We start from the raw sequence: 17,721 nt of genomic DNA, 5'->3' as shown, positions 1-17,721 counted from the left end.
CTCAACCGGCTATTTGACCTGCCCCAGATTGGCCTCGCTCAAATCCAGTTCCCCGAGCACTTCTCGCAACACGTCATCACCGATCTGGTGCTGACGACTGAGGCTGTAGAGTTCCAGGCGTTGCGCGCGCAGCGCTTTCAAACGCAGGCGACGCTCAAGCAGATCCATCTGGAATGCCAGCGCCTGGGCTTCGGCGGAATCGTTGAACACATCAAGTTGATGGCGATATTCGGACATGATCCGCGCCTTGAGCTCCGCCGCCAGCGCTGCTTGAGCGGCATCCTGTGGGACGACTTCTTCGGTTTCCAGCGAGTGAATCGCCGCTTCCGCCGTCTTGCGCCAGGCATCGCGCACTTCCTGACGACGCTTGTCGTCGGGACTTTTGTCGATGCCGCGCAGCAGCAAGGGCAGCGCGATACAGGCCGAGACCAGCGACAGCAGAATCACCCCGGCAGCAATGAAAATCAGCAAGTCGCGTTCAGGAAAAGCCTCGGCGCCGATCAGCATCGGCACCGACATCACGCCCGCCAGCGTCACCGCCCCGCGCACACCGCCCACCGTCAGCAACCAGCATGAACGCGCCGTCGGCACTTGCGTCAGCTCGCCCTTGCCGCGCAGTCGGCGCAGCAACACCGACAAGCGCCAGATGCTCTGCACCCAGATGAACCGCAGCAGCACCAGCGCGACGAAGATCGCCAACACATCGAGGCAGCGATAGAACAGCGTCGGCCACAGCGTCGGCTCATGGCTGACCACCGCTTTGATGATGTCTGGCAATTGCAGGCCAAGCAGCAGGAAGATCAAGCCATTGAACGCAAATTCGAGCAGCGCCCAAACGCTGCGGTTGAGCAGCCGCGTGCTGGTCTGGCGCGGCAGCAGGTCGAGCCAGCTTTGCATCATCCCCGCCGCCACCGCCGAAAGAATGCCCGAAGCGCCCAGACGTTCAGCCAGTACGTAAGCGGCGAACGGCAGCAGCAACATGAACACCACATGAGTCGCCGGATCGTCCCAGCCACGGGCGATCATCCACGCGCGCAGGCGCCCGACTAGCCAGCTCAACGCCACGCCGACCGCCAGACCACCGAGCGCCACCGCGACGAAGGTCAGACTGGCATTGGTCAACGAGAACACGCCCGTGACCGCTGCAGCGAGGGCGAATTTGAAGGTTACCAGGCCTGAGGCGTCATTCATCAGCGCCTCGCCCTGAAGGATGTGCATCAGCGGCGTCGGGAGACGGTTCTGCGAAATCGCTGAAACTGCGACGGCGTCGGTCGGTGACAAAACCGCGGCAAGGGCGAAGGCCACTGGCAGCGGAATCGTTGGCAATAGCCAATGAATGAAATAACCGGCGCCGACCACGGTAAACAGAACAAGGCCGACGGCCAGGGTCAGGATCGGTCCGCGCAATTGCCAGAAGGCGCGCTTGGGCATGCGCCAGCCATCGGAAAACAGCAGCGGCGGCAGGAACAGAAACAGGAACAGTTCAGGATCGAGGGCGACGTGCAGGCCAAGCGTCGGCCAGGCGAGCAAGGCACCGGCGGCGATTTGCACCAGCGGCAATGGCAGCGGGATAACCCGCCCGACCAGGCGCGAGACGCTGACCAGCATCAGCAGGATGAGGACGGTGTAAGCAGTTTGCATAAAACCAAAATCTCAGGCGATCGACAGCGTTGAACTGCCATATTAGCGCCTTAGGCTGTGGCTGACCGTTGCACCTATGTCGCACGGCCGCAAGCGACACCCTTGTGGGAGCGAGCCTGCTCGCGAAAGCGGTCGTTCAGCACACAGAGATATTGATTGATGTGGCCTCTTCGCGAGCAGGCTCGCTCCCACAGGTTTTACAGCGTTACGACAACCGTGGCCGACGAAACCGTCCGGTCATGGCATAATCCGTCACCATTTTTTTCCAGCACCTGTAAAGGGGGCGATTCCTTGGCCGTTTCAAGTAAAACGTTGCACCTTTTCGGCATCAAAGCCTGCGACACCATGAAAAAGGCGCGCACTTGGCTCGATGAACACGCTGTCAGTTATGACTTTCACGATTACAAGACCGCCGGCATTGACCGTGAGCACCTGACCCAATGGTGCGACGAGCACGGCTGGCAAACCGTGCTGAACCGCGCCGGCACGACCTTTCGCAAACTCGATGACGAACGCAAAGCCGATCTCGACCAGGCGAAAGCCATCGAACTGATGCTCGCGCAACCCTCGATGATCAAGCGCCCGGTGCTCGATCTCGGTGACCGAACCCTGATTGGCTTCAAGCCAGATATCTACGCGGCCGCTCTGAAGTAAGCAGCCCGTCACTCTTTGTAGAGGTATTCACATGTCCAATTCCCTGTTCAGCATCGCCTTTGGTGTCGGCACCCAGAACCGTCAAGGCGCATGGCTGGAAGTGTTCTACGCACAGCCACTGCTCAACCCTTCGACCGAACTGGTCGCGGCTGTTGCGCCGATCCTCGGTTACACCGAAGGCAACCAGGCCATCACCTTCACCACCGCCCAGGCTGCGCAACTGGCTGAAGCCGTGAAAGGCATCGACGCCGTGCAAGGCAAGCTGCTGACCCGCCTGGCTGAAAGCCACAAGCCGCTGGTCGCCACGCTGCTGGCCGAAGACGCGCAACTGACCTCCACGCCTGAGGCCTACCTCAAGCTGCATCTGCTCTCGCACCGTCTGGTCAAGCCGCACGGCGTGAGCCTGGCCGGTATCTTCCCGCTGCTGCCGAACGTGGCGTGGACCAGCCAGGGCGCGATCGACCTGAGCGAACTGGCGGAAATGCAACTCGAAGCGCGCCTGCGCGGCGAACTGCTGGAAGTGTTCTCCGTGGACAAGTTCCCGAAGATGACCGACTACGTGGTACCGGCCGGCGTGCGTATCGCTGATGCCGCGCGTCTGCGTCTGGGCGCCTATGTCGGCGAAGGCACCACCGTCATGCACGAAGGTTTCATCAACTTCAACGCCGGTACCGAAGGCCCTGGCATGATCGAAGGCCGCGTTTCCGCTGGCGTATTCGTCGGCAAGGGTTCGGACCTGGGCGGCGGTTGCTCGACCATGGGTACCCTGTCGGGCGGCGGCAACATCGTGATCAAGGTCGGCGAAGGCTGCCTGATCGGCGCCAACGCCGGTATCGGTATTCCGCTGGGCGACCGCAACACTGTGGAATCGGGCCTGTACGTGACCGCCGGCACCAAGGTTGCGCTGCTGGACGAGCACAACAATCTGGTCAAGGTTGTGAAGGCGCGTGAGCTGGCTGGTCAGACTGATCTGCTGTTCCGTCGCAATTCGGAAACCGGTGCAGTGGAATGCAAGACCCACAAATCGGCGATCGAACTGAACGAAGCGCTGCACGCTCACAACTAAGCGCTGTAGGCCTGTGGGAGCGAGTCTGCTCGCGAAACTTCTGGCGTCCTCAATGACGCTTTCGCGAGCAGGCTCACTCCTACAGGTTTGGCGTACATCCCGCCCAATTTCACAGGGCTGAACCCATGATGATCCCCTCCCCCTGGCGCGCCGATTTCCCGGCTATCGCCGCCCTGCAACGGCAAGACCAGACCTATCTGGACAACGCCGCCACCACGCAAAAACCCCAGGCCCTGCTCGACGCACTGACGCATTACTACGCCAACGGCGCGGCCAATGTGCATCGTGCGCAACACCTGCCGGGTGCTCACGCGACACAAGCGTTCGAAGACAGCCGGCGCAAGGTTGGCCAGTGGCTGAATGCCGGTGACAGCGGGCAGATAATTTTCACGCACGGCGCCACCAGTGCCTTGAATCTGCTGGCTTACGGTCTTGAACATTTGTTCGAGCCGGGCGATGAGATTGTCATCAGCGCTCTGGAGCATCACGCCAACCTGCTGCCGTGGCAGCAACTGGCGCAACGCCGTCAGCTGAAACTGGTGATCCTGCCGCTGGATGCCGACGGCCTGATCGACCTCGGCGCTGCCGTGCATCTGATCGGCCCGCGCACGCGGTTGCTGGCGGTCAGTCAGTTGTCCAACGTGCTCGGCGCCTGGCAGCCGTTGCCGGCATTACTCGGCATGGCCAAGGCGCAGAACGCGCTGACCGTGGTCGATGGCGCGCAAGGCGTGGTGCATGGCCGGCATGACGTGCAGGCGCTGGGTTGCGACTTTTATGTGTTTTCCAGCCACAAGCTCTACGGCCCGGATGGTCTGGGCGTGCTGTTGGGGCGCAACGCTGCGCTGGAGCAATTGCAGCATTGGCAGTTCGGCGGCGAGATGGTGCTCGACGCCAACTATCAGGATTCGCGCTTCCGCCCGGCGCCGTTGGGGTTCGAGGCAGGCACACCGCCGATCGCCAGTGTCATCGGCCTCGGAGCGACCCTCGACTACTTGGCCGGTTTGGATCAGGACGCCGTATCTGCCCATGAAGCGGCGCTGCACGACTACCTGTTGCGCGGCCTCGCCGCCCGCAACGGCATTCGCCTGCTCGGTAAGCCGCAACTGGCGCTGGCCAGTTTTGTCGTCGAAGGCGTGCACAACGCCGATCTGGCGCATCTGCTCACCGAACAAGGCATTGCCGTACGCGCGGGGCATCACTGCGCCATGCCGCTGATGAAAAGCTTCGAACTGGCCGGCGCGATTCGCGTGTCGCTGGCGCTGTATAACGACTCGGAAGATCTGGAGCGCTTTTTCGAGGCGCTGGATCAGGCGCTGGAGATGTTGCGATGAGCCTGCCGGTGGAGGCGACCGAAGCGCTGCAGACGTTTCAGACTGCGGCGGGCTGGGAACAGCGGGCGCGGCTGCTGATGCAGTTTGGCGATCGCTTGCCGGTGCTGGATGACGCGCAAAAGTGCGAGGCCAACCGGGTGCATGGCTGTGAGAGTCAGGTGTGGCTGGTCGGGGATTTGCGCGACGGGCACTGGCAGTTCAAGGCAAGCAGCGATGCGCGGATGATTCGCGGGTTGGTGGCGTTGCTGCTGTTGCGGGTCAACGGCTTGTCGGCAGTGGAGTTGCAGCAGGTGGATCTGCCGGAGTGGTTCAATCAGCTGGGGTTGTCGCGGCAGTTGTCGCCTTCGCGCAGTAATGGTTTGAATGCGGTGCTCCAGCGGATGAATGAGTTGGCCGGTTAATCGCCATCGCTGGCAAGCCAGCTCCCACAGGGTTCGGTGGTGTTCATAGATGCACTGAACTTACCCAATACCTGTGGGAGCTGGCTTGCCAGCGATGAGGTCATCAGCCTCACCGTTCAAACCTGAGGTTTTACTCGGTCCGAAGGGCGCCGCCCCCCCGCCACAATCTTGTCCACAGCCTTGGTCGCCGCGACCATACCAAATGTCGCCGTGACCATCATCACCGCGCCAAACCCGCCGGCGCAGTCGAGCTTCACGCCGTCGCCGACAAAACTCTTCTGCAGACAAATGCTGCCATCCGGTTTCGGGTAGCGCAGCTGTTCGGTGGAAAACACACACGGCACGCTGTAGTGGCGGGTCACGGTGCGGGAAAAGCCGTAGTCACGACGCAAGGTCGAGCGCACTTTCGAAGCCAGCGGATCGTTGAAGGTGCGGTTCAGGTCGCAGACCTGAATCAGCGTCGGGTCGATCTGCCCGCCCGCGCCGCCGGTGGTGATGATCTGGATCTTGCGGCGTTTGCACCAGGCGATCAGCGCCGCTTTGGCATTGACCGCATCGATGCAGTCGATCACGCAGTCGATGTTCGGCGTGATGTATTCGGCCATGGTGTCGCGGGTGACGAAATCGGCCACGGCGTGCACCGTGCAATCAGGGTTGATTCCGCGCAGACGCTCGGCCATCACCTCGACCTTGGGTTTGCCAACGGTGCTGTCCAGCGCATGCAACTGGCGATTAGCGTTGCTGACGCAGACGTCGTCGAGGTCGAACAGCGAGATCTCCCCAACTCCGCAACGGGCCATGGCTTCCGCCGCCCAGGAACCGACGCCACCGACGCCGACGATCGCCACATGGGCGGCGCGCAAGCGTTCCAGGCCCTCGATGCCATACAAACGGGCGATGCCTGCAAACCGCGGATCTTCTGTACTCATGACCATTACCCCAAAAACCGGCGCGCATTATAGGGCTACGCAGCGACAAGTTTTAAGCTGCAAGCGACAAGTGTAAGAACTTAAGTCAGAGACGGCTGCCCAATGTCAGGCATTTTCCCGTCAGTTGTACGACTGGTTAACCGCCGGTGTAGGATGCGCGCCCCTCGGGCGTCTATCCGACCGATCCTTCGTTCCACAGCCTTTGGAACCCGAAACAGCTATGTCATCGCGTAAATTTGGACTCAACCTGGTGGTGGTGCTGGCCATCGCTGCCTTGTTCACCGGTTTCTGGGCGCTGGTCAATCGCCCGGTCACGGCGCCGAACTGGCCGCAGCAAATCTCCGGTTTCTCGTATTCGCCATTCCAGCAAGGCCAATTCCCACAGAAGGATCAGTATCCGTCTGACGATGAAATGCGCCGTGACCTGGAAATCATGAGCAAGCTGACCGACAACATTCGTATCTATTCGGTCGACGGTTCGTTGGGAGACATCCCGAAACTGGCTGAAGAATTCGGCCTGCGTGTCACCCTCGGTATCTGGATCAGCCCGGACCAGGAACGCAACGAACGGGAAATCACCAAAGCCATCGAACTGGCCAACACCTCGCGCAGCGTCGTGCGCGTGGTGGTCGGCAACGAGGCGCTGTTTCGTGAAGAAATCACCCCGGAAGCGCTGATCGTTCTGCTGGATCGGGTGCGCGCTGCGGTCAAAGTACCGGTGACCACCTCCGAGCAATGGCACATCTGGGAGAAATACCCGCAACTGGCCAAGCACGTTGACCTGATCGCCGCTCACGTCCTGCCCTACTGGGAATTCATTCCGGTGGACAAGGCCGGCCAGTTCGTCTTCGACCGCGCCCGCGATCTGAAAAAACTCTTTCCGAAAAAACCGCTGCTGCTGTCCGAGGTCGGCTGGCCGAGCAACGGTCGCATGCGCGGTGGCGCCGATGCCTCACCGGCAGATCAGGCGATTTACCTGCGCACGCTGGTCAACAAGCTCAATCGCCAAGGCTTCAACTACTTCGTGATCGAAGCATTCGATCAGCCGTGGAAGGCCAGCGATGAAGGTTCGGTCGGCGCCTACTGGGGCGTGTTCAACGCCGCGCGCCAGCAGAAATTCAATTTCGAAGGCCCGGTGGTGGCGATTCCGCAATGGCGCGTGCTGGCCATCGGCTCGGTGGTGCTGGCGCTGCTGTCGCTGACCCTGCTGATGATCGACGGCTCGGCGCTGCGCCAGCGCGGTCGCACGTTCCTGACGTTTATCGCGTTCCTCTGCGGTTCGGTGCTGGTGTACATCGGTTACGACTACAGCCAGCAATACAGCACGTGGTTCAGCCTCACGGTCGGATTCCTCTTGGCGCTCGGTGCGCTCGGGGTATTCATCGTCCTGCTCACCGAGGCCCATGAACTGGCCGAAGCGGTGTGGATTCACAAGCGCCGTCGGGAATTCCTGCCGGTGCTGGGCGATTCCGACTACCGGCCGAAAGTGTCGATCCACGTGCCCTGCTACAACGAGCCGCCAGAGATGGTCAAACAGACCCTCGATGCCTTGGCCGCGCTCGATTATCCAGACTTCGAAGTCCTGATCATCGACAACAACACCAAGGATCCGGCGGTGTGGGAACCGGTGCGCGATTACTGCGCAACCCTCGGCCCGCGCTTCAAGTTCTTCCACGTTTCGCCGCTGGCCGGTTTCAAGGGCGGCGCGCTGAATTATCTGATTCCGCACACCGCCAAGGATGCCGAAGTCATTGCGGTGATCGACTCCGATTACTGCGTGCACCCGAACTGGCTCAAGCACATGGTGCCGCACTTCGCCGACCCGAAAATCGCCGTGGTGCAGTCGCCGCAGGATTATCGCGACCAGAACGAAAGCACCTTCAAAAAGCTGTGCTACGCCGAATACAAAGGCTTCTTCCATATCGGCATGGTCACCCGCAACGACCGTGACGCGATCATTCAGCACGGCACCATGACCATGACCCGCCGTTCCGTGCTGGAAGAATTGGGCTGGGCTGACTGGTGCATCTGTGAAGACGCCGAACTCGGCCTGCGCGTATTCGAGAAAGGCCTGTCGGCGGCGTATTACCACGACAGCTACGGCAAGGGTCTGATGCCGGATACCTTCATCGACTTCAAGAAACAGCGTTTCCGTTGGGCCTATGGCGCGATCCAGATCATCAAGCGCCACACCCGCAGCCTGCTGCGCGGCAAGGACACCGAACTGACCCGTGGTCAGCGCTATCACTTCCTCGCTGGCTGGCTGCCGTGGGTCGCCGATGGCATGAACATCTTCTTCACCGTCGGCGCGCTGTTGTGGTCGGCGGCGATGATCATCGTGCCGCAACGGGTCGATCCGCCGTTGCTGATTTTCGCGATCCCGCCACTGGCGCTTTTCGTGTTCAAGGTCGGCAAGATCATCTTCCTTTATCGCCGCGCCGTCGGTGTGAATCTGAAGGATGCGTTCTGCGCGGCACTGGCCGGGCTGGCGTTGTCGCACACCATCGCCAAAGCGGTGCTGTACGGTTTCTTCACCAGCAGCATTCCGTTTTTCCGCACGCCGAAAAACGCTGACAACCACGGCTTCTGGGTGGCGATCAGCGAGGCTCGCGAGGAGCTGTTCATCATGCTGTTGCTGTGGGGCGCGGCGCTGGGAATTTTCCTGGTGCAGGGCATTCCGAGCAATGACATGCGCTTCTGGGTAACCATGCTGCTGGTGCAGTCGCTGCCGTACCTGGCGGCGCTGATCATGGCGTTCCTGTCGTCGCTGCCCAAACCTGTGGCCAAGGCTGAGCCGGCACCGGTCGTCTAAATCCGCAACGCAGCACTAAACGGCGGCCAATGGTCGCCGTTTTGCTTTAAGATAACCGCCATTTTGCGGGGCTTGGCGTGATAACCGGTCTGACTGACCACCCCTGTCCCTTGTGGGAGCGAGCCTGCTCGCGAAGGCGTTGTAACATTCAACCTTTAAGGTGCCTGGTAGACCGCTTTCGCGAGCAGGCTCGCTCCCACATTAGAAGCCCAAGCTCATACCCCATGATCCCGGAGTTTTCCATGACGGCCCACGCCGACCTATCGCCGACCCTTCAACTGGCCATCGACCTGATCCGCCGTCCTTCCGTGACCCCGGTCGATGCCGACTGCCAGAAGCAGATGATGCAGCGCCTGGGCGATGCCGGTTTCACCCTGGAGCCGATGCGCATCGAAGATGTGGATAACTTCTGGGCCACTCACGGCAACAACGACGGCCCGGTGCTGTGCTTCGCCGGCCACACCGACGTGGTGCCGACCGGTCCGGTTACCGCATGGCAGATCGATCCGTTCAATGCCGTGATCGACGAACATGGCATGCTCTGCGGCCGTGGCGCAGCAGACATGAAAGGCAGCCTGGCGTCGATGACCGTCGCCGCTGAACGCTTTGTTGCCGATTACCCGAACCACAAAGGCAAGGTCGCTTTCCTGATCACCAGCGATGAAGAAGGCCCGGCGCATCACGGCACCAAGGCTGTGGTCGAGCGCCTGGTCGCGCGCAACGAGCGTCTGGACTGGTGCATCGTTGGCGAGCCGTCGAGCACCACCCTGGTCGGCGATGTGGTGAAAAACGGCCGTCGCGGCTCCCTCGGCGCCAAGCTCACGGTCAAAGGCGTGCAGGGTCACGTGGCCTACCCGCATCTGGCGAAGAATCCGATTCACCTCGCCGCTCCGGCGCTGGCAGAGCTGGCCGCCGAGCACTGGGACCACGGCAACGATTTCTTCCCGCCGACCAGTTTCCAGATTTCCAACCTCAATTCCGGCACCGGCGCGACCAACGTGATCCCGGGTGATCTGGTGGCGGTGTTCAACTTCCGTTTCTCCACCGAATCGACCGTCGAAGGCCTGCAGAAACGCGTGGCCGATATTCTCGACAAGCACGATCTGGACTGGCACATCGACTGGGCACTGTCCGGCCTGCCGTTCCTCACCGAACCGGGCGCGCTGCTCGACGCGGTATCGTCGAGCATCAAGGACATCACCGGTCGCGAGACCAAGGCGTCGACCAGCGGCGGCACCTCCGATGGCCGCTTCATCGCGACCATGGGCACGCAAGTGGTTGAACTTGGCCCGGTCAACGCGACCATTCACCAGGTCAACGAGCGCGTGCTGGCGGCGGACCTCGACGTGCTGACGGAAATCTATTACCAGACCCTGATCAAGTTGCTCGCCTGATGCTCGCGTGCCCGATCTGCAGTGAGCCGCTCAATGCGGTAGAGAACGGCGTGGTCTGCCCCGCCGGGCATCGGTTTGACCGTGCGCGTCAGGGTTATCTGAACCTGTTGCCGGTGCAGCACAAGAACAGCCGCGACCCGGGCGACAATCAAGCGATGGTCGAGGCGCGGCGTGATTTCCTCAACGCCGGGCACTACGCGCCAGTGGCCAGGCGTCTGGCTGAATTGGCGGCGAGTTACGCGCCGGAGCGCTGGGTCGACATCGGTTGTGGCGAGGGTTACTACACCGCGCAAATCGCCGAAGCTTTGCCGAACGCTGATGGCTACGCGCTGGACATCTCCCGCGAAGCGGTCAAACGCGCCTGCAAGCGCAACCCGGCGATTACCTGGTTGATCGCCAGCATGGCCCGCGTGCCGTTGGCTTCGGGCAGTTGCCAGTTTCTCGCCAGCGTTTTCAGTCCGTTGGACTGGGAAGAAGCCAAACGTCTGCTCAGTGTTGGCGGCGGCCTGATGAAAGTCGGCCCGACCCGCGGCCATCTGATGGAATTGCGCGAACGCCTGTACGACGAAGTGCGCGAGTACACCGACGACAAGCACCTGGCCCTGGTGCCGGAAGGTATGGTTTTGGCGCACAGCGAAACCCTGGAATTCAAGCTGACCCTGGACAAGCCCGAGGACCGCGCCAACCTGTTGGCGATGACGCCTCACGGTTGGCGTGCCAGTGCCGAGCGTCGTGCGGCGGTGATCGAACAGGCCGAACCGTTCGAGACCACCGTGTCGATGCGCTACGATTATTTCGTTCTTCAATAACTTTTGGTCTCGGGCACAGACCCGGGGCCGGCTAAATCCGCGAATGGATTTTTCAGACCCGCAGTGAGGACATCCATGCGCCAACCGGACATCGAGATTTACCTGAAAGACGCCGACGTCGACCACAAGGCCATTGCCGCCTGGCTCGGCCAAGCGCTGGGCCCGTGCAGCGACTGGGTACAGAAAGGCCAGACGTACAAGTGCAAGGCCGGCAACGTGCCGGTGACCTGGCTGCCGAAAGCCGTGGGCAAATGGAACAGTCTGTTCCTGGAAAGCGACCAGACCCCCTGGGACGACGACATCGCCTGCGCCCGCGCAGCGTTTGCTGCGCTGAACGTCGAGGTGCGTTGTGCACCGGGGACGTGGGTCGAAGAAGAAGGTGAAGAAACCGCCGATCGCTGGATTCGCATCAGCGAAGACGGAGAAGAAGAAATCACCTGGAAAACGGCTTAAAAGCAGCTGCAAGTTACGAGCTGCAAGCTGCAAGCCTCAAGCGGAACTGCTTATAGCTTGTGGCTTGCAGCTTGAAACTTGAAGCTGCTGTTACAGACCTACAACGTCTTCCGCCTGCAACCCCTTCTCGCCGGTGATCACCGCGTACTCAACCTGTTGACCTTCGGTCAGCGAGCGGTGCCCTTCACCGCGAATCGCGCGGTAGTGCACGAACACGTCCACGCCGTCGTCGCGCTGGATAAAGCCATAGCCTTTGGCGTCGTTGAACCACTTCACGTTGCCGGTTTCACGTGTTGCCATCTGTTCATACTCCTTTTTTATTATTGAACGGGCTTTTCGCAGGAAAGCCTTCGAGGAACGTCAGCCTGCGTCCGACGTCCATAACAGGGCACCGGCAACAGAGCGCCGAGTATATGACAGGTGAAGAAACTCTCAACAGGAGATTACTTCGGCGCTTTTTTGCCGATTTTCAGCGAATCCGTCACACTATCGACCGCCCGAGCGCCTGCTCGGTTTTATTCACTCACGCAGAAGCCGTATGACCCGTTCCCCGTTCCGCCGTCTTGTGTTTGGCACCCTGCGCCGCCTGTTGTATCTCTGGGTTCGCTCCGAGACCATCAATCAGTCGTCGTTCACTCTTAACCTCGACCGCAGTCGTCCGGTGTTCTACGTCCTGCAAAACCCTTCGCTGACCGATCTGGCGGTGGTTGACACAGAGTGCACCAAGGCCGGTTTGCCACGCCCGGTGCTGGCGGTGTCGGTGGGTTCACTCATCGAACCAGCGGCGTTTTTCTATTTGACGCCGGACCCGGACTGGCTTGGCCGCCAGGACAAACGCGGTGCGCCGCCGACTCTCACCCGTCTGGTCAGCGCGCTGACGCAGAACGCTGCCGAAGACGCGCAGATCATTCCGGTGAGCGTGTTCTGGGGCCAGTCGCCAGACAGCGAAAACAGCCCGTGGAAACTGTTGTTCGCCGACAGCTGGGCAGTCACCGGCCGTCTGCGCCGGCTGCTGAGCATCATCGTCCTCGGGCGTAAAACCCGCGTGCAATTTTCCGCGCCGATCCACCTGCGCGAACTGATCGATCACAACAAGGGTCATGAGCGCACCGTGCGCATGGCCCAGCGCATCCTGCGCGTGCACTTTCGCAACTTGAAAGCCGCGGTGATCGGCCCGGACATTTCCCACCGGCGCAATCTGGTCAAAGGCCTGCTCAATCAGCCGTTGGTCAAACAGGCGATCCTCGACGAAGCCGAGCGCGAAAAAATCTCCCCGGAGAAAGCCAAGGCTCAGGCCCTGCGCTATGGCAACGAGATCGCCTCGGACTACACCTACACCGCGATCCGTTTTCTCGAAGTGGTGCTGAGCTGGTTCTGGAACAAGATCTACGACGGCATCAAGGTCAATCACATCGAGGGTGTGCAGAAGGTCGCGCAGGGTCACGAAGTGATTTACGTGCCGTGCCACCGCAGCCACATCGACTACCTGCTGCTTTCCTATCTGCTGTTCCGCAACGGTCTGACCCCGCCGCACATTGCTGCCGGGATCAACCTGAACATGCCGGTGATCGGCAGCCTGCTGCGCCGTGGCGGCGCGTTTTTCATGCGCCGCACGTTCAAGGGCAATCCGCTGTACACCTCGGTGTTCAACGAATACCTGCACACGCTGTTCACCAAAGGTTTCCCGGTGGAGTATTTCGTCGAGGGCGGGCGCTCGCGCACCGGGCGCATGCTGCAACCGAAAACCGGAATGCTCGCGATCACCCTGCGCAGCTTCCTGCGTTCGTCGCGGATGCCGATCGTCTTCGTGCCGGTGTACATCGGATACGAGCGCGTGCTCGAAGGCCGCACCTACCTCGGTGAGCTGCGCGGCGCGAGCAAGAAGAAAGAATCGATCTTCGATATTTTCAAAGTGATCGGCGCGCTCAAGCAGCGCTTCGGTCAGGTCGCGGTCAACTTCGGCGAGCCGATCAAACTGGCGGAATTCCTCGACGCCGAGCAACCGGACTGGCGCCGGCAGGAGCACGGCCCGCAGTTCAAACCGGCGTGGCTCAACGAAACCACCAACCGCCTCGGCGAGAAAGTCGCCCGGCACCTCAACGAAGCGGCCGCGATCAATCCAGTGAATCTGGTAGCGCTGGCCCTGCTGTCGACCACGCGTCTGGCCCTGGATGATCGCGCCATGGCGCGGGTGCTTGACTTGTATCTCGCGCTGCTGCGCAAAGTCCCGTATTCGCCGCACACCACCTTGCCGGAAGGCGACGGCCGGGCGCTGATCGAGCATGTGAAAGACATGGATCTGCTCGCCGAGCAGAACGATGCGCTGGGCAAGATTCTGTATCTGGACGAGCAGAACGCGGTCCTGATGACTTACTACCGCAACAACGTCCTGCACATTTTCGCTCTGCCGTCGTTGCTGGCGAGTTTCTTCCAGAGCACCTCGCGCATGAGCCGCGAGCAGATCCTGCGCTACACCCGCGCGCTGTATCCGTACCTGCAATCGGAGCTGTTCATCCGCTGGAGCCTGGACGAACTCGACGCGGTGATCGATCAGTGGCTGGAAGCGTTCGTCGAGCAGGGCCTGCTGCGTTTCGAGAAGGACGTTTACCTGCGCCCGGCGCCGAGTTCGCGGCATTTCGTGCTACTGACACTGCTGTCGAAAAGCATCGCGCAGACCCTGCAGCGCTTCTACATGACCGTATCTTTGCTGCTCAACAGCGGCCAGAACAGCATCAGCGCCGAAGAGCTGGAAGACCTCTGCACAGTGATGGCCCAGCGCCTGTCGATCCTCCATGGCCTGAATGCGCCGGAATTCTTCGACAAGAGCCTGTTCCGCCACTTCATCCAGACCCTGCTCGACCTCGACGTCCTGCGCCGCGACGAAGCCGGCAAGCTCAGCTATCACGAACTGCTCGGCGAGCTGGCCGAAGGCGCGGCCAAACGCGTGTTGCCGGCGGAGATTCGCCTGTCGATCCGCCAGGTCGCGCTGCACCGCAGTGAAGATGCGGCGGATCAGATCACGCCACAGCCTGAGGCTTGAAGCCTTACCCCTGTGGGAGCGAGCCTGCTCGCGAAGACGGAGTGTCAGTCGCCATTTATTTTGACTGATCCAGCGCTTTCGCGAGCAGGCTCGCTCCCACATTGAAAGGAGATTCACCCATGAAAAAACTGCTAACCCTCGCCGCCGCCACGCTGCTCAGCGCCTGCCAATCAACCACACCCGCCGGCAAGGCCAGCCTCGACGGCGAAGTCTTCTACCTGCAACGCATCGCTCTGCCCCCGAGCGCGACCTTGAGCGTCAGCCTGCAAGACGTGTCGCTGGCCGATGCACCCGCCATCGTCCTCGCCGAACAGAAAGGCCCGATCAAAGGCCAGGTGCCGCTGCCGTTTCATTTGAGCTACGATCCGGCGCAGGTTAAACCCGGCCATCGTTATTCGATCAGCGCACGCATTGAAGTCAACGGCGAGCTGATGTTCATCACCACCGAAAACCACGCCGTGCAACTCGACGGCAACGACCCGCAGCCGCTGAAAATCCGCGTCGACGCCGTTCGTTAATCCATTTTTCGCCACAAGGAAGCCGCCATGCGCCGCCCTACCCTTCGCTTCGCCGCCGCCTGCGCCGGTCTGCTGATCTCCGCCAACGCCTTGGCCTTGTCGCTCAACGACCTGTCGCAACAAGACGCCACCGGCGGCCTCAAGGACGCCCTGACCCAAGGCGCCCAGATCGCCGTGAAACAGCTCGGCACCCCGGGCGGCTTCAGCAACAACCCCGAAGTGAAAATCGAACTGCCGGGCAAACTCGGCAAAGCCGCGAGCAAGATGAAAGCCTTCGGCATGGGCGCCCAGGTCGAAGAACTGGAAACCGCGATGAACAAAGCCGCCGAATCCGCCGTGACCCAGGCCCAGCCAATCCTCGTCGATGCAGTGAAGAAAATGAGCGTGGCCGACGCCAAAGGCATCCTCAGCGGCGGCAATGATTCGGCGACCCAATACCTGAACAAATCCAGCCGCGAACAGATTCGCGCGAAATTCCTGCCCATCGTCAAACAAGCCACCGACAAGGTCGGCGTCGCGCAGAAGTACAACTCGTTTGCGGGCCAGGCCGCTGCGTTTGGCGTGGTGGACGCGAAGAGCGCAAATGTCGAGAACTACGTCACCGAGCAAGCACTGAATGGCCTGTTCGAGATGATCGGCAAACAGGAAGAAACCATCCGCCAGAACCCGGCCGCTGCGGCGACGAGTCTGGCGAAGAAAGTGTTTGGTACGCTTTAAGTCGTTACAACATGGGGGCGATTCAATTCGCTCCCATGCTTGCCTCCACGTAAAGAACTACGTAAAAAAAACACCCACTCCCGCCCCATATTCCTTCTCTCAAAAAGCTGCAATTGATCCAGCCCTTCCAGAATCGACGCCGCCTCGCTACCCGAGCAGGAAAAATTTTCCGCGACATTGCTCGCCGTAAACTCCTTCGCCTCCCCGCTTTTAGCCACCTGATACACCGCGCGCTGCCGTTCCGTCAGTTGAGCAATTACGCCAGAGCTCGTCAGCCAGCGCTGAAAGTCCTGAGTGTCTGCCAGACTCTTGCGGTACACAGTTGTAAAACCGACCACGGCTCGCAAAACAACCGCGCATTGAAACTCGATGAAATAAGTCAGATCCAGCTCATCCGCCTCGGTGTGCAGGTAGGAGCGTCCGTATTTCACCGGTGCATTGCGCAGCAGCAGACTGATCGCAATGTAGCGAAACGCCGCGAACTCATGTTTGAACATGAACCAGTAAAACAAGGCTCTCGCGACCCGCCCGTTACCGTCGCGAAATGGATGTTCATAACCCATGGCGAAATGCAGCGTCACGGCCTTGATCAGTGGATGCAGATAATTTTTGTCCAGAATCGAGGCAGCGGGCCGGTTGATCCAGGCGGACAGCCTCGCCAACCGCGCGACCAATCCTGCAGCAGGAGGTGGTCGGTGCACGGTGTTGCCTGAACCATCCTGAACAACCACCTCATCATTGGTCCGGAACAATCCTGGGGAATACTGCTCGTCATCGATCCCCTCCATACCCACTCGATGGATCTCTGCAATCAGCTCAATGCTCAGAGGTTCATAACGCTTTTCCCAAGCGAAATTCATCATTCGATAATTACCCATGACCATGCGCTCATCTGGCGTCCGCGGCTGGCGCTGATGCTTGAGCATGTCCTTGGCTACGCGCGTGGTAGTCGCCGCGCCCTCCAACTGGCTACTGGCGATGGCTTCGTCTTCGATCAGGTCATTGAGCAGACAGGAGAAATGCGCCCGCTCGCCGATCTGACTGGTCATGTAATCCAGCGCGGCCGTACTGGCGTAACGATCCACCACAGCCAAGGTTTTCTGCGCCAACGGCGTTGGCACGTATTTGCCCCACTGCACCGGCTCGCCCAACGGCAACAAATGAATGTACTGGGCCGCCCGCGCCTTCTTCACCAACGCCCAACAAAGATTCGCGTCCAACCCAGCCGCCCAGCGATAGCGCAACGCCTCGAATGGCAGATAGCGCCCCTGATCATCGAGCGGCTTGAGCAGCGCCAGATAATCCGCAAGTCGTTGCTTGTGGGGCGAGCGGGCCAACAGGTCGAAAACAGGATCCGTTCTGCCAGCTAATGTCGGTGGTTTCTTCATCAGACAGACTCAAGGACTCGGAAAAGCAGAACCCGGAGTACAGCATTGGACGGCAAGCGCCTCAAGATCGGAGGACTCTGAAAAAGCTGTAGGAAGGCAGCGTGAATTGGCGATTCGAAATGAATTGGCTGTCAGACCGCCTTCGCGAGCAGGCTCGCTCCCACAAAAGCAAAGCAGCGCAGCTGCCCGCGGCAAAGCCGCCCCACTCAACAATGAGCGCAAGCTCGAGTACCGCTTTTGATCTTGATCCACCGGCGACGTCGGAAGGCTGAGTGGAGGGATTGATCCGGGCGTGGGAGCGCAGCGACCGTACGACGCAGTCGTACACAGCGAGTGTAGGTGCAGCGAAGCAAACCGGAGCCGCTGCGCCCGGATCGATCCCGCAGCGAAGGAACCCGAGCCTGCGAGGGCCGAACGCAGGAGCAAGCGTTTTGGGTTACCTTTTTGGCGTTTGAAAAAGGTGACCCGCCGTAAGGGCGGAACCGTAATCAGCAACACCCACAGCAACGGATATACACCCAAACCCCCCAAGTCATGGTCGGCCCGAAGGCCGCCACGACACAAAAAC

15 protein-coding genes are annotated in these 17,721 nt (G+C 60.6%); 11 read left to right on the top strand and 4 right to left on the bottom strand.

What is annotated here, in order from left to right; all coding sequences use genetic code 11:
- Positions 1 to 9: 9 nt before the first annotated feature.
- Positions 10 to 1,641, bottom strand: coding sequence for a Na+/H+ antiporter (locus BXA01_RS21665; RefSeq protein ID WP_041478133.1), 1,632 nt, complete (start codon positions 1,639 to 1,641; stop codon positions 10 to 12).
- A 345-nt stretch (positions 1,642 to 1,986) separates the two neighbouring features.
- On the opposite strand from BXA01_RS21665, the gene BXA01_RS21660 reads away from it, so the two are divergent.
- The 4 genes from BXA01_RS21660 (at position 1,987) to BXA01_RS21645 (ending at position 5,093) form a co-directional block, all read left to right on the top strand.
- Positions 1,987 to 2,295 carry an arsenate reductase gene (locus BXA01_RS21660; protein ID WP_050977860.1) on the top strand — a complete coding sequence of 103 codons (309 nt, stop codon included), beginning with the start codon at positions 1,987 to 1,989 and terminating at the stop codon, positions 2,293 to 2,295.
- Between the two features lie 31 nt (positions 2,296 to 2,326).
- Entirely contained in the window at positions 2,327 to 3,361 is a 1,035-nt protein-coding gene (dapD, locus tag BXA01_RS21655) for a 2,3,4,5-tetrahydropyridine-2,6-dicarboxylate N-succinyltransferase (protein ID WP_076566107.1), read from the top strand.
- 125 nt (positions 3,362 to 3,486) lie between these two features.
- Entirely contained in the window at positions 3,487 to 4,692 is a 1,206-nt protein-coding gene (locus BXA01_RS21650) for an aminotransferase class V-fold PLP-dependent enzyme (RefSeq protein ID WP_076566105.1), read from the top strand.
- Complete coding sequence (locus BXA01_RS21645; protein ID WP_076566103.1) at positions 4,689 to 5,093, top strand: SufE family protein; 405 nt, start codon at positions 4,689 to 4,691, stop codon at positions 5,091 to 5,093. Before BXA01_RS21650 ends, BXA01_RS21645 begins: the two co-directional genes overlap by 4 nt.
- A 116-nt stretch (positions 5,094 to 5,209) precedes the next feature.
- Here BXA01_RS21645 and tcdA read toward each other — a convergent pair whose 3' ends face one another.
- Positions 5,210 to 6,028, bottom strand: coding sequence for a tRNA cyclic N6-threonylcarbamoyladenosine(37) synthase TcdA (tcdA, locus tag BXA01_RS21640; RefSeq protein ID WP_076566101.1), 819 nt, complete (start codon positions 6,026 to 6,028; stop codon positions 5,210 to 5,212).
- Between the two features lie 214 nt (positions 6,029 to 6,242).
- Between tcdA and BXA01_RS21635 the strand changes: the two genes are divergently transcribed.
- The 4 genes from BXA01_RS21635 to BXA01_RS21620 all read left to right on the top strand — a co-directional run bounded on the left by BXA01_RS21635 (position 6,243) and on the right by BXA01_RS21620 (position 11,490).
- Positions 6,243 to 8,834, top strand: a complete 2,592-nt coding sequence (locus tag BXA01_RS21635) for a glycosyltransferase (protein WP_056783195.1) — start codon at positions 6,243 to 6,245, stop codon at positions 8,832 to 8,834.
- 242 nt (positions 8,835 to 9,076) lie between these two features.
- Positions 9,077 to 10,228 carry a succinyl-diaminopimelate desuccinylase gene (gene dapE / locus BXA01_RS21630; RefSeq protein ID WP_076566099.1) on the top strand — a complete coding sequence of 384 codons (1,152 nt, stop codon included), beginning with the start codon at positions 9,077 to 9,079 and terminating at the stop codon, positions 10,226 to 10,228.
- Positions 10,228 to 11,037 (top strand): putative RNA methyltransferase, encoded by an 810-nt coding sequence (locus BXA01_RS21625; RefSeq protein WP_076566097.1) that lies wholly within the window; start codon positions 10,228 to 10,230, stop codon positions 11,035 to 11,037. The genes dapE and BXA01_RS21625 overlap by 1 nt, the downstream gene beginning before the upstream one ends.
- Positions 11,038 to 11,112: 75 nt before the next feature.
- A complete protein-coding gene (locus BXA01_RS21620) occupies positions 11,113 to 11,490 on the top strand; it encodes a hypothetical protein (RefSeq protein WP_016771488.1) in 378 nt (125 codons plus the stop codon).
- 90 nt (positions 11,491 to 11,580) lie between these two features.
- Here the strand turns inward: BXA01_RS21620 and BXA01_RS21615 are convergent, their stop codons facing one another.
- On the bottom strand, positions 11,581 to 11,790 hold the full coding sequence (locus tag BXA01_RS21615) for a cold-shock protein (protein WP_016771489.1): 210 nt from the start codon (positions 11,788 to 11,790) through the stop codon (positions 11,581 to 11,583).
- A 238-nt stretch (positions 11,791 to 12,028) separates the two neighbouring features.
- Between BXA01_RS21615 and plsB the strand changes: the two genes are divergently transcribed.
- The 3 genes from plsB (at position 12,029) to BXA01_RS21600 (ending at position 15,765) form a co-directional block, all read left to right on the top strand.
- Positions 12,029 to 14,530 (top strand): glycerol-3-phosphate 1-O-acyltransferase PlsB, encoded by a 2,502-nt coding sequence (gene plsB, locus BXA01_RS21610; RefSeq protein ID WP_076566095.1) that lies wholly within the window; start codon positions 12,029 to 12,031, stop codon positions 14,528 to 14,530.
- A gap of 119 nt (positions 14,531 to 14,649) precedes the next feature.
- Positions 14,650 to 15,048 (top strand): YbaY family lipoprotein, encoded by a 399-nt coding sequence (locus BXA01_RS21605; protein WP_076566093.1) that lies wholly within the window; start codon positions 14,650 to 14,652, stop codon positions 15,046 to 15,048.
- Positions 15,049 to 15,075: 27 nt separating this feature from the next.
- Entirely contained in the window at positions 15,076 to 15,765 is a 690-nt protein-coding gene (locus tag BXA01_RS21600; protein WP_024011760.1) for a DUF4197 domain-containing protein, read from the top strand.
- Here the strand turns inward: BXA01_RS21600 and BXA01_RS21595 are convergent.
- The gene (locus BXA01_RS21595) at positions 15,762 to 17,153 is read right to left on the bottom strand and encodes a Fic family protein (protein WP_076566091.1); all 1,392 of its coding nucleotides are present in this window, start codon (positions 17,151 to 17,153) and stop codon (positions 15,762 to 15,764) included. The two genes, BXA01_RS21600 and BXA01_RS21595, sit on opposite strands and share 4 nt — an antisense overlap.
- Positions 17,154 to 17,721: the final 568 nt, after the last annotated feature.

This window comes from Pseudomonas sp. B10, assembly GCF_900156235.1.
GTDB lineage: Bacteria > Pseudomonadota > Gammaproteobacteria > Pseudomonadales > Pseudomonadaceae > Aquipseudomonas > Aquipseudomonas siliginis.
The sequence above is the reverse complement of the archived record's forward strand: the minus strand, read 5'-3'. Positions and strand labels throughout refer to the sequence as shown.

Bases quoted from the DNA above. Each gene is read 5' to 3' on its own strand.
- BXA01_RS21650 (WP_076566105.1), top strand. From the start codon at position 3,487: ATGATGATCCCCTCCCCCTGGCGCGCCGATTTCCCGGCTATCGCCGCC.
- dapE (WP_076566099.1), top strand. From the start codon at position 9,077: ATGACGGCCCACGCCGACCTATCGCCGACCCTTCAACTGGCCATCGAC.
- dapD (WP_076566107.1), top strand. From the start codon at position 2,327: ATGTCCAATTCCCTGTTCAGCATCGCCTTTGGTGTCGGCACCCAGAAC.
- BXA01_RS21660 (WP_050977860.1), top strand. From the start codon at position 1,987: ATGAAAAAGGCGCGCACTTGGCTCGATGAACACGCTGTCAGTTATGAC.
- BXA01_RS21625 (WP_076566097.1), top strand. From the start codon at position 10,228: ATGCTCGCGTGCCCGATCTGCAGTGAGCCGCTCAATGCGGTAGAGAAC.
- plsB (WP_076566095.1), top strand. From the start codon at position 12,029: ATGACCCGTTCCCCGTTCCGCCGTCTTGTGTTTGGCACCCTGCGCCGC.
- tcdA (WP_076566101.1), bottom strand. From the start codon at position 6,028: ATGGTCATGAGTACAGAAGATCCGCGGTTTGCAGGCATCGCCCGTTTG.
- BXA01_RS21635 (WP_056783195.1), top strand. From the start codon at position 6,243: ATGTCATCGCGTAAATTTGGACTCAACCTGGTGGTGGTGCTGGCCATC.
- BXA01_RS21665 (WP_041478133.1), bottom strand. From the start codon at position 1,641: ATGCAAACTGCTTACACCGTCCTCATCCTGCTGATGCTGGTCAGCGTC.
- BXA01_RS21645 (WP_076566103.1), top strand. From the start codon at position 4,689: ATGAGCCTGCCGGTGGAGGCGACCGAAGCGCTGCAGACGTTTCAGACT.
- BXA01_RS21600 (WP_024011760.1), top strand. From the start codon at position 15,076: ATGCGCCGCCCTACCCTTCGCTTCGCCGCCGCCTGCGCCGGTCTGCTG.
- BXA01_RS21605 (WP_076566093.1), top strand. From the start codon at position 14,650: ATGAAAAAACTGCTAACCCTCGCCGCCGCCACGCTGCTCAGCGCCTGC.
- BXA01_RS21620 (WP_016771488.1), top strand. From the start codon at position 11,113: ATGCGCCAACCGGACATCGAGATTTACCTGAAAGACGCCGACGTCGAC.
- BXA01_RS21615 (WP_016771489.1), bottom strand. From the start codon at position 11,790: ATGGCAACACGTGAAACCGGCAACGTGAAGTGGTTCAACGACGCCAAA.
- BXA01_RS21595 (WP_076566091.1), bottom strand. From the start codon at position 17,153: ATGAAGAAACCACCGACATTAGCTGGCAGAACGGATCCTGTTTTCGAC.